This window comes from Rhodocytophaga rosea, assembly GCF_010119975.1.
GTDB classification, from domain to species: Bacteria; Bacteroidota; Bacteroidia; order Cytophagales; family 172606-1; genus Rhodocytophaga; species Rhodocytophaga rosea.
Genome location: NZ_CP048222.1, coordinates 7756692 through 7769003 on the forward strand (window position 1 = coordinate 7756692; position 12312 = coordinate 7769003).

Here is a 12312-nt window from a genome sequence, read left to right on the forward strand (position 1 = left end):
AATGTTTTGAAAGGATAGAAATAGGGTAAAAGAAAGAATCAGTGAGTAAACTTGTGGTGTCCAACCAAAAAGTTTTATGCAAGAAAGATTCTTCGAACTCACTGATTGTGAGTGGGAAATTATCAAGGAAGTAGTAGATAACCAAAGAAAAATCAAACATGACAAACGTGTTATTCTTAATGCTATTCTATGGCTACTTACTACAGGTAGTCAATGGCGCAACATGGAAAGTAAATACCCACCCTGGCAAACCATTTATTACCATTACAGGCAGTGGAAGAAGCGAGGCATCATCGAAGAGCTGTTGGCTTTTTTAGCAATCAGAGAAAGAAAAAAAGCAGGCCGACAAGCCTTGCCAAGCGTGTTAGCTATTGATAGTCAAAGTGTAAAGATTGTACAGTTTACTTCCCAAGACAAGGGCATAGATGGCAACAAAAAGGTGAATGGCAGAAAAAGACATCTAGCAGTGGATTGTTTAGGTATTCCTTGGGCTGTGCATGTAACAGCCGCCCATGTGTCAGACACTACAGCCGGTTATGAGTTAGCAGCTAAGCTGAAGGGTAAGTCTTGCCGCCTACATACACTAAAAGCAGATAATGGCTACAAAGATACCTTTGTAGAAGAGATAGAAAGAGACTATGGATGGAAGGTAGAAATTGTACAAAAGCCTGAAAGCGTAAAGGGCTTTGTGCCGGCAGGAGGCCGTTGGGTGGTAGAACGCAGTTACGGATGGCTCAATTTTAAGCGTAGATTGAGCCGTGACTTTGAGAAAAGCACAGAAAGTTCGGAAGCTATGCTACAATTAGCCTTTATTGACACACTGCTTAAAAGAAAACCAGTATAATATTTCAAAACGTTCTCTTATAATCTATGCAGGGAAAAGCTTAAATAGGTGTCCGTAATGCGTTTGTATGACGTATAATTCTTCGTAGTCTGTGTTTAGTAAGCCAGGTTATCAATTCGTACCATTATGGCTAAAACAGCTTATCTTTTGTCAGCCGCATCACTAGCGGCACTATTATTCTTCTCTTCATGCGGCGGAAATAATCAACAGGCAGCTGGTACACAAGCTGGTGCAGTAAAGGATTATCCGGTTATCACCATTCAGCAACGCTCTGCCACCTTAAACAACGAATATCCGGCTACCATCGAAGGGCAGCAGAATATAGAAATACGCCCCAAGATTGACGGCTATATTGAGCGGATTTATGTAGATGAAGGAGCCACTGTAAAAACAGGGCAACTCCTTTTTCAGATCAGTGCTCCTCAGTACGAGCAGCAGGTGAGAACGGCAGAAGCTACCATTAAAATTGCCCGGGCAGATGTAAATTCAGCACAGATGCAGGTAAATAAAGTGCGTCCGCTGGTAGAAAAAAACATTATCAGTAAGTATGAACTGGAATCTGCACAGTTTACACTGGAAGCTAAACAGGCTGCTCTGGCACAGGCGCAAGCTACATTTGCCAATGCCCGGACGAATCTGGGATATACACAGGTTACCAGTCCGGTAAATGGCGTAGTAGGAACCATTCCGTATAAAATCGGCAGCCTTGTCAGCAGTACCACCGCTCAGCCTCTGACTACGGTATCCAACATCGGAAAAATTTATGCTTACTTTTCGATCAACGAAAAACAGGCACTGGCTTTTTCCCGGAATACAAAAGGCACGACCACTGAAGAAAGGCTGGCCAGTATTCCACCGGTTTCCCTGATTCTGGCGGATAGAACAGAATTTCCACAAAAAGGCCGGGTTGAAACGGCAAGCGGGATGATCAATACACAAACTGGTTCTATACGGGTACGGGCTACTTTTCCAAATCCAGGTAATATAGTACGCAGTGGCAGCAGTGGAGCCGTACGTATTCCTGTACAAGTGGATTCAGCTATGCTTATTCCTCAGAAAGCTACTTATGAGATTCAAGGTAAGTTATTTGTATACCTGGTTGAAAATACCGGAACGGTACGAAGTACAGAGATACAGGTGATGGGTAATAACAATGGACAGTATTATGTAGTACAGCGGGGTTTACAGCCAGGCAACAAGATTGTAGTGGAAGGGGTGGCTACCTTGCGTGAAGGAGCAGCCATCAAGCCACGGGAAGTAAGCGCCGATAGTCTGTACCGGCAGGTATTACAATAAAGATAGCCATAAGGTAAGCTTTGTGAGGTCCTTAATAAAAGATATATGTTTAACCGCTTTATAGAACAGCCGGTATTATCTACCGTTATTTCAATTATCATTGTAATACTCGGTGTACTTGGCCTTGTTTCCTTGCCTATTGCCCAGTATCCCGAAATTGCGCCGCCAACAGTGGTGGTTTCTGCCTCATACCAGGGAGCCAATGCTGATGTGGTGCTTAATAGTGTGGTAGTGCCTTTGGAAGAGCAAATCAATGGGGTGGAAGGAATGACCTATATGACTTCTTCTGCTGGAAATGACGGAAGTGCGAGAATAACTGTCAATTTTAAATTAGGAATCAATCCGGATCTGGCTTCTGTAAATGTACAAAACAGGGTATCACGTGCTACCAGCCTCCTGCCTCAGGAAGTAACCCGTGCCGGGGTAACCACCGCCAAAAGCCAGAGCAGTAACCTGGTGATTTTTTCTCTCTATAGCGATAATCCGGCCTATGACCAGACCTTTCTTCAGAACTATGCCGAAATTAATCTGGTCCCGCTGATTAAACGGGTGGCAGGCGTAGGAGAAGCAAGCGCCTTTGGGCGGATGGAATATTCCATGCGGATCTGGCTCAAACCCGATGTAATGGCTACTTATGGACTGGTTCCGGCTGATATAAGTGCCGCGCTGGCGGAACAAAATATTGAAGCAGCACCTGGCCAGTTTGGAGAACAAGGGTTGCAGTCATTTCAATACGTAATTAAGTACACAGGTAGGCTGAAAAATACAGCAGCCTTTGGTGATGTGGTCATCCGGTCTACTGGAAGCGGGCAGCTATTACGGCTGAAAGATATTGCCAGAATAGAGCTGGGAGCCCTTAGTTATGCCAGCACCACTACTACTAATGGCAATCCGTCAGTGGGGGTAGCCATCAGCCAGACGGCAGGCTCTAATGCCAAAGAAGTAATTGAAGGTAGTTTACAGGTATTAGATGATGCCTCTAAATCCTTTCCCAAAGGCATCCGCTATGTTACCCTGGTAAATGCCAACGACTTTCTGGATGCTTCTATTGAGAAAGTAATCAGTACGCTGATTGAGGCATTTGTGCTGGTATTTCTGGTCGTATTTATCTTCCTACAGGATTTTCGTTCTACCCTGATTCCGGCGATTGCTGTGCCGGTAGCGATTGTGGGTACGTTCTTTTTTCTCAGCTTATTTGGATTCACGATTAACCTTCTTACCTTATTTGCGCTCGTACTGGCCATTGGTATTGTGGTCGATGATGCGATTGTGGTGGTGGAAGCCGTCCATGCCAAGCTCGATCAGGGCTATACTTCTGCCCGGAAAGCTACTGTGGATGCCATGGGTGAAATTTCAGGAGCGATCATTTCAATTACCCTGGTAATGGCAGCGGTATTTGTTCCGGTGAGTTTTATTACTGGTTCTGCCGGTGTATTTTATAAACAATTTGGTCTTACCCTGGCCATTGCCATTATTTTGTCAGCTGTCAATGCCTTAACCTTAAGTCCGGCTTTATGTGCGATATTTCTAAAACCACATACGAAAGATCATACAAAGAAAAACCTGCTTCAGCGGTTTTATGCCTGGTTTAACAGAACATTTGAAGCCACTACCCAAAAATATAAACAGGCGGTTGCCTTCCTGATCCGGAAAAAATGGGTAGCCTGGGCATTAATACTTGTCTTTGGTGGGGTGTTTTACTATTTAATGGCCACTACACCCAGCACGTTTGTTCCCAGTGAAGATATGGGTTCTGTCATGTCCGACATCGCCTTGCCACCTTCTGCTTCGCTGGAACGGACCGAGGAAATAACCAGGCAGATAGAAAGTATTGCCAAAACGGTTCCGGAGGTAGATAATATATTACGCATTACCGGACGGGGAATGATCAGCGGCGCAGGAAGCAACTATGGAATGGTCATTATGCGGCTCAAACCCTGGGATCAGCGGAAAGGAAAAGGGCAGGATGTACAGTCCATTATCGGCCAGATGTTTGCAAAAACGGCAGGTATCCGGGATGCCAGGGTTATTTTTTTTGGATCGCCTACTATTCAAGGTTTTGGTACCTCGAGTGGATTTGAGTTTCAGTTGCAGAACCGAAGCGGACAGGATATTGCCAGTTTTTATAAAGTAGCCATGGATTTTCTCTCAGCTTTGGGCGAACGTCCGGAAATTCAATATGCTTCTACTGCCTTTAATCCCAACTTCCCGCAATACCAGATTGATGTAAATGTTGCCAAAGTGAAAGAAGCCGGACTTTCGGTAAGTGATATTTTGGGAACCATACAGGGCTATTATGGAGGCGTATATGCCTCTAATTTTAACCAGTTCGGCAAACAATACCGGGTGATGTACCAGGCAGATCCTGCGTTCCGGGCAAATCCTGAAAGCCTTAATAATGTATATGTGAGAAATGTCAATGGAACCATGGCTCCGATTACCGGATTTATCACCTTAACCCGTGTATATGGACCGCAGGCTATTTCCAGGTTCAATCTGTTTACTTCCATCGGCATAACAGGTTCGCCTAAACCCGGCTATAGTTCTGGGGATGCGATTGCTGCTATTGAGCAGGTGGCCGCCCAAACCTTACCATTAGGGTATGGATACGAGTTTTCAGGTTTAACCAGAGAAGAATTATCAGCCGGCGGACAAACGGTATTTATTTTCCTGCTGGTGATTCTGTTTGTATATCTGCTGCTGAGCGCCCAGTATGGAAGTTATATCCTTCCTTTTGCCGTTTTGTTTTCCTTGCCTGTCGGACTTGCCGGTACCTTTATATTTGCAAGCTTGTTTGGCATTACCAATAACATTTATCTGCAAATTACCTTAATTATGCTGATCGGATTGCTGGCAAAAAATGCCATTCTGATTGTAGAATTTGCTTTAGAGCGCAGGCGGAATGGGATGCCCCTGGTACAGGCTGCGCTGGAAGGTGCAGAAGCCCGGTTGCGGCCTATATTAATGACTTCTTTTGCCTTTATTCTGGGTCTGGTTCCATTGATGCTGGCTTCCGGGGCCGGTGCTATCGGTAACCGTTCTATTGGTACCGGAGCAGTAGGAGGAATGTTGATCGGAACTGTTATTGGGGTATTTGTTATTCCAGTGTTATTTGTCGTATTCCAGGCCATACAGGAGCGCATCAGTGGACGGCCTACAGAACATCTGGTAGAAGAAAAACAACAGGTTTGAAAACCGGGTCGTGCCTATGAACAAATACATAAAATATACCCTTCTCGTTTTTTTTACAGGCCTGCTGACAGTCTCCTGCCGGGTAACAGACCGCTACCGGACTCCTCCGCTAACTACTGATGGATTGTACCGCGATATTACATCCGGCGATACCGCCACCATTGCCAGCCTGACCTGGAATGAACTGTTTACCGATCCTTTATTACAAAATCTGATCAGAGAAGGCATTGCCCAGAATTTGAATTTAAAAACCGCCTACACCCGTATCGAGCAGGCGCAGGCCTATTATTTACAGACCGGAGCCGCACTACTCCCTACCCTGAATGCCAACCTGGGCTATACTACTTCCAAACTCTCAGAAGCCGAAGGTTTTGGCATTCGTACCAGAGCCCAGCAATACCAGATCGGCTTGTCTTCCAGCTGGGAAGTGGATATCTGGGGAAAATTACGCAGCAACCGGAGAGCCAATCTGGCTAATTTATTGCAATCGCAGGCTGCTGCCAGAACGGTTCAAACGAGTTTAGTAGCCAGTATTGCCAGTTATTATTACCAGCTCCTCGCCTTAGACCAGCAACTAATGATCACCCAGCAAACCGTTTCCAACTGGGATACAACGGTGCAAACCATGCGGGAATTAAAAAATGCTGCCCTGGTTACCGAAGCGGCTGTGGTACAAAGCGAAGCCCAGCGGTATGCCGCTGAAGTAACCATTCCTGATCTGAAACAAAGAATCCGGGAAACTGAAAATGTGCTAAGCACCCTGCTGGGATTGCCTCCTGCTGCCATTAACCGCAGTACTTTAGCAGACCAACAATCCATCGAAAATCTCCAGACCGGTGTGCCAGCGCAATTACTGGCCAACCGGCCGGATGTACAACAGGCAGAATACAACTTCCGGTATTATTATGAACTCACCAATGTAGCCAGGACGTATTTCTATCCCTCGCTGGTCATTACAAGCTCAGCAGGTCTCAACAGCCTTACCTTTGCCCACTGGATTGATCCGGTTTCTTTAGCAGCCAGAATCGGGGGCAGTTTAGTGCAGCCTATTTTTAACCAGCGGGCCAACCGGACCAGGCTAGAGGTGGCTCGTGCCCAGCAACAGGGTGCGTTATTTAACTTTCAACAAACATTGTTAACTGCCGGACAGGAAGTATCGAATGCCTTGTTTCTCCATCAGACAGCCCTCGAAAAAATGAGTATCCGCTCTAACCAGCTTACCGCCCTGCAACGGTCCGTGGAATACTCAAATGAACTCTTGCGTAACGGATTTGCGATTTATCCTGAAGTGATCACGGCCCGCCAGAGTTTATTACAGGCAGAACTGGGGGCTGTAAACGACCGTTTGCAACAACTTCAGGCCATTGTCAATTTGTACCGTTCGTTAGGCGGAGGATGGAAATAATACTTTCGCTTCCTATCAGCACTTTGCTTGTCAGCGGAGAGAAAAGCCGGGATAAATCAGCGTATGAAATATGTGTTAATCAGAAAAGAAACTGAACGGAAGTGTACAGAGCTTTTTAAGTCAAAGAAAACCGGGTGCTTAGGGGATACTTTATTAGCTATTATTTGTCATGGGTGGTTTTACTCTTCCATTTAAAACCACCCAGTCATTCCTTTAAGGAGTATTGATTCAGTACCTGGATTAAAGCAGTTTTATTGAGAAAGAGGTTTTACCATGATTTCTTTATAATACACTTTACTTTTCGGATCGTGGCCTTGCAGGGCAAATGTTCCAGATGAAATTTTTCGGGCGTTTGTTGTACTTCTACTCACACTGTCAGGTTCTGTATACTCAACCAGGGTTTTGTCATTCACCTTGATGGTTACTTTCTTTCCCTTAACAATAATATGCTCGGTAAACCACTCATTGTCTTTCGCAGGAATTTCTTTCACATCCTGAATGGCATATAAACTTCCGGTCTTTCTCCAGTCCGTATGGGTATTATTTACCTGTACCTCATAGCCTTTAGATGGCCAGCCATCCTCCTGGTAATCGGTGTGAAAGTATATACCTGAATTAGATCCTGGGGTAGTCATTACCTGTGCTTTAAATTCAAAATCCGTAAACGTATGATTGAGAACCGGACCTTGATAAAATAAGTGTGCTCTGGGACCTTCAACGACAATCATTCCCTTTTCAACTTTGAAGGTGGCTGCATTTTCACCCACTTTCCATCCTTTCAGCGATTTTCCATCAAACAGGCTAATCCATTCATCTTTTTTGTTCTTTTCCTTCATATTACTGAAAATCAGCCCAAGCAATAAGGCTAAAGCCCATATACTATTTTTTCTCATGATTTAGTTATTGTTTTAAAAGTGTGTCTGTTTTACTGGAAAATTTCCATAACCTAAGAAATATTTTCTTTAAAGAAAAACAGGCAGGTATATTCTCTACAGCTAAATACAATTTTTATGAAATGAATATTACAACCCAGTATTTCCGGATATGTCTGTTGCTTTAAAAAAAAGTACTTATCGATAACAGGGATTGAGATTTGGCTTGGTGTTTATTTGAAATTGATGAGCAGCCAGAATAGGGAAACACCCCAAAATTTGCATAAAGTTGTTACCGGAACGTTTTAAGCCCGCCCTATGAATCAAATAAAAAAATGATTTTTCCATAAATAGATTCAACTCTTGCAGTGTTCTAAACATCCTTTTTCCTGAATAAAAGATCCTGCTACGAATACCATCTGAATTAATTGTAAGCTTGCTTTACTCAGTTGGTTAACTGGTACCCGAATGTTTAAAAATAAAGTAGGTATACCTTGATTTTTAACAGTAAGATTATTACTATTACCATCATATTTAGGTTCGCTTGTAGTATAAGGATTCAATTGAGCAGTTCAGATGCTGCAATTTTTATTAAGAGGATCAAGGCAAGCCGGCGATTTTTCTACTCCAATCCTGAGGAGGTGTTTTACAGTAAGTGTCCGAATTTATTGTAGATTTTACTAAACCATACCCGCAAATTTATAAACCTTCTTACAGCTTGTATAGGCTGTAGATCACTAAGTAGGTTCAGTTATTTTTTTCGATCTGAGCCTCATTTCCTATCCTATTCAGGTAAAGCAGATACAAGTCAGTAATACGCTGACCTGATTGGGCCTGTCTTATCCCATACTTCCCTTTTAATAAATTTCTCTCCTTTTCTTCACCAAACCATCGTATGTTATGAGAACACCACCCGTTTTTCCAAAACCCAAGAGAAGTCTTGTATTCATGCTTTTACTTTTCAGCTTTCTGTTTAGTTGCGATGAATTAGAGCAATGGTGGCCCAAAGACACCCAGAAACAGGAACCGGCCGATGTAGTACATGACTGGTATAAATTATTAGCAAAAGTTCAATTTGGGGCAAGTCCACAACCAGTTCCAATACTAAATTTCAGAAATTTTGGGTATATAGGGGTAGGAGTGTATGAAGCTGTCCATCCCGGTATTAAAGGCTCACTTAGTTTATCTACTCAGCTCTACCAGATGCCAGCCATGCCCACACCGGAAAAACACAAGGAGTATCTGTGGGGTGCCTCTGCCAATGCAGCCCTGGCTAGTTTGGCAAAACAGCTTTTGTCTGGGCTGTCCGATGCTGATAAAGCCAGGATAGATTCGATGGAAAATGCTTATAATATCAAATTTAAATCAAACACAACTCATGAGGTGATTGCCCGTTCTCAAGCCTTTGGCCGCTCCATTGCTAATGCGATTTACAACTGGTCGACTACTGATAATTTTAACCTTTCCAGTGTGGGATATACAATTCCTGTATTTCCAGGCTCATGGGAGCTTACCCCACCAGCTTTTCCTAATCCGGTAGGCCCTTATTTAAAGAATCAAAGGCCCTTTCTGGCATCAACCCTCAATTTCAAAGTACGTTCATTTCCTTATACTTATTCGGAAGACAAGGAATCTAACTTCTATAAAGCCAATAAGCACGTATATGACATTGGAAAATCATTGACGGATGAGCAAAAAGCAATTGCCAACTGGTGGGCTGATGCAGGTGGGACAGGCGTAGGCATTCCAGCACCTTATCATGCTCTTTCTCTTATAACAGGAGTATTGGAAGGCAAAAAATTAAACCTGGGACAAGCTGCAGAAATGTATGCCAGAACTGGAATTTGTTTTAAGGAAGCTACGCTTATCATATGGAAGGTAAAATATCAGCTTCCCCTTCTCCGGCCCATTACCTATATTCGAAAACATATTGATCCAGCCTGGTTATCCTATTTACCTACTCCTCCTTACCCGGAATATCCTTCCGGGCTTGTTGGGTTTTATGCTCCTGCAATGCAGGTATTGAAAAGAGAATTTGGTGATCTTCCAATAAAGGACAATGCATATGGTTGGAGGGGAGATGCGCCCAGAGAATATGCCTCTATCAGCAAACTGGTAGAAGAAGCAGCCAAATCCAGAGTATATGCAGGCATTCACTACCAAATCACCCAGAATATTACTATTGAAATAGGCAATGAATTAGGTGATAATATTTCTAAAATCAATTTAAACACACCCTGAGATCTTAGTAGGTATTGTGTTACTTAAGTGATAAGGTGGATATTTCGGGCCTGAGTGCCTGGGAATCCACCTTATGGTTTATAGTGCAATAATAATTGGATTATTTGTACTTTTATGACTGATGATAATTCAACCAGGATGAACGCATACTAGAATTTATCTGGCTGTCTAACCTGATTTTGGCATCTTTTGAAACTGACCAGACAGGCACGAAGCAAACATAATTATATTATCTTTATTATTTTCTGCCTTGAACCCCTGTTACTTTATGAATATCAGAGCTGTAATTCAGGCGTTGTTGTTTTACCAGAATAATAATCCCAAGAAAGCTTTTGAAGCAGTTGTTCAATTTTAGAATTATCTCCATATTACTGACATCACACTTAATAATTCTCTATTCCCAATGAGTAAATATCCATCTGTCAAACAAATTGTTGTAGGGCTGAATGCTATCGTTGTACAAGTAGTTATTGTTGTACTAATAAGTGGATGCGAGAGCCGCAAATCAGAATCGCAACAGGCTACTGTAGAAACCGAAACGAAAGACACCATAACTACCCCTCAGAAGCCAACGCCGGTTTCCCAGCCATTGGTATCGCACATGTATACAGCTGATCCTTCAGCGCATGTATTTGAAGGAAAAATTTATATCTATCCTTCGCATGATATTGAAGCTGGCATTCCTCAAAATGACAATGGCGATCATTTTGCCATGCGGGATTATCATGTTCTTTCGATGGATAGTGTGGGTGGTAAAGTAACGGATCATGGCGTAGCACTGGATGTAAAAGATGTTCCCTGGGCAGGCCGGCAAATGTGGGCACCAGATGCTGCCTATGCAAACAATCAGTATTACTTATATTTTCCGGTAAAGGACAAACAAAATATATTCCGGATTGGCGTTGCTACAAGTACTTCTCCAAGCGGCCCTTTCAAAGCTGAAAAGGAACCTATCAAAGGCAGTTACAGCATTGATCCGGCAGTGTTTAAAGATACCGATGGATCGTTTTATATGTATTTCGGAGGCATCTGGGGCGGACAATTACAACGCTGGCAAACCGGAAAATATGATTCTACCGCTGCCCAGGAACCTGCAGATGGGATGCCATTAGGAGCGAAGGTAGCCAGATTGAATAAAAATATGTTGCAATTTGCCGAACCAGTTAAAGAGATTCAGATAGTGGATTCCACAGGCAAATCATTATCAGCCAAAGACCATGACCGCCGCTTTTTTGAGGCTGCCTGGGTACACAAGTATAATAACAAATATTATTTTTCCTACTCTACCGGAGATACACATTATATCGCTTATGCCACCGGAGACAGCCCTTATGGCCCGTTTACTTACAAAGGAGTTATTTTAAATCCGGTAGAAGGCTGGACAAATCATCATTCAATCGTAGAATATAAAGAAAAATGGTATTTGTTCTATCATGATACCCAACTCTCCGGCCAGACGCATCTCCGCAATATTAAAGTAACAGAATTAACCCATCAACAGGATGGCAGCATCGCAACAGTGAATGCATACATACAATAGCACCCAATCCTTTTATAGAAAACCTGAAGATGATAGATCATAAATCAATCATCTTCAGGTAAAGAATTAATTCATTGTTAGCCTTTATTACTCTTTATACTATTTCTTATTAGGGTTTATTAAATACAACTTTGTTATAGTACACTGCTAAATAAACACAGGATTTACTCACTGTTATCAGTGCGAACTTTAAATAGGAGAGGCTGTACTTCGATGTTATCGAAATAGGTTTGCGCATCGGCTTTTGTCCATATTCCAACATATCCTTCTTTCGTAAAAGCCTTGTCAGTTTCCCTGAAAAGCTCTTTCCCATCTATAAAAAAGATATATTCATCCTCTATCACCTGCAACTCTATCTGATACCACTTATGTAATGCTATTTTAAAAGGCACATCCGGAAGCCTGGTTCTGCCATAAATAGGTAATTCGACCCGGTGTCCGTTTTTAATCCGGTATTCCGTGATACAATTATTAAATGGGTTGATCCACAGGAGATAGTAATTCTTTGTATCCTGGTATCGCCAGACAATGCCGCCTCCCCGTTCTTTTTTGCCGCCAGTAAATTTCATTCTGGCAGAAATCCGGATATTTTTTTCTTGCAGCGTGTCTATGATAGCGATGTTGCAATAGCTTTTTGGCTTTGGGGCAACTTGAGAAATGACTTTATTTTCCTCATCATCTGTCACTTTCCATTCTCCGGAAATATTTTTCCAGCCATGAGGAAGTTCATTTACCGAATCCTTCTCAAAAGTAAATGCATGGTTTAAATCTAAAGTTTGTTTGCTTTTTATGTCTGATATACGATCTGCCGTATTTCCTAATAGGCTTACAATCAGAAAACTAATTATGTAAGTATGCATAATTACCGATGAGATTATTTATTAAACAGATAATTTCTGTGTAGTTACAGGAAGGTTTTGAT

The 12312-nt window shown here is 42.6% G+C and carries 8 protein-coding genes; 6 read left to right on the forward strand and 2 right to left on the reverse strand.

Annotated elements, in window-relative coordinates:
• The first annotated feature begins 76 nt into the window (after window positions 1-76).
• From GXP67_RS31830 to GXP67_RS31845, 4 genes are all read left to right on the forward strand, one after another.
• On the forward strand, window positions 77-844 hold the full coding sequence (locus GXP67_RS31830) for an IS5 family transposase (protein ID WP_162441854.1): 768 nt from the start codon (window positions 77-79) through the stop codon (window positions 842-844).
• Window positions 845-970: 126 nt separating this feature from the next.
• Window positions 971-2140, forward strand: a complete 1170-nt coding sequence (locus tag GXP67_RS31835) for an efflux RND transporter periplasmic adaptor subunit (RefSeq protein WP_162446847.1) — start codon at window positions 971-973, stop codon at window positions 2138-2140.
• A 45-nt stretch (window positions 2141-2185) separates the two neighbouring features.
• A complete protein-coding gene (locus GXP67_RS31840; RefSeq protein ID WP_162446848.1) occupies window positions 2186-5332 on the forward strand; it encodes an efflux RND transporter permease subunit in 3147 nt (1048 codons plus the stop codon).
• A 16-nt stretch (window positions 5333-5348) separates the two neighbouring features.
• Complete coding sequence (locus GXP67_RS31845) at window positions 5349-6737, forward strand: efflux transporter outer membrane subunit (RefSeq protein ID WP_162446849.1); 1389 nt, start codon at window positions 5349-5351, stop codon at window positions 6735-6737.
• 251 nt (window positions 6738-6988) lie between these two features.
• Here the strand turns inward: GXP67_RS31845 and GXP67_RS31850 are convergent, their stop codons facing one another.
• On the reverse strand, window positions 6989-7630 hold the full coding sequence (locus GXP67_RS31850) for a 3-keto-disaccharide hydrolase (RefSeq protein ID WP_162446850.1): 642 nt from the start codon (window positions 7628-7630) through the stop codon (window positions 6989-6991).
• Window positions 7631-8509: 879 nt separating this feature from the next.
• Between GXP67_RS31850 and GXP67_RS31855 the strand changes: the two genes are divergently transcribed.
• Together GXP67_RS31855 and GXP67_RS31860 are read left to right on the forward strand one after the other, a co-directional pair.
• Complete coding sequence (locus tag GXP67_RS31855; RefSeq protein WP_162446851.1) at window positions 8510-9850, forward strand: vanadium-dependent haloperoxidase; 1341 nt, start codon at window positions 8510-8512, stop codon at window positions 9848-9850.
• 403 nt (window positions 9851-10253) lie between these two features.
• Entirely contained in the window at window positions 10254-11390 is a 1137-nt protein-coding gene (locus GXP67_RS31860; protein ID WP_162446852.1) for a glycoside hydrolase family 43 protein, read from the forward strand.
• A 164-nt stretch (window positions 11391-11554) separates the two neighbouring features.
• Here GXP67_RS31860 and GXP67_RS31865 read toward each other — a convergent pair whose 3' ends face one another.
• Window positions 11555-12250, reverse strand: a complete 696-nt coding sequence (locus GXP67_RS31865; protein WP_162446853.1) for a LamG domain-containing protein — start codon at window positions 12248-12250, stop codon at window positions 11555-11557.
• Window positions 12251-12312 lie beyond the last annotated feature (62 nt).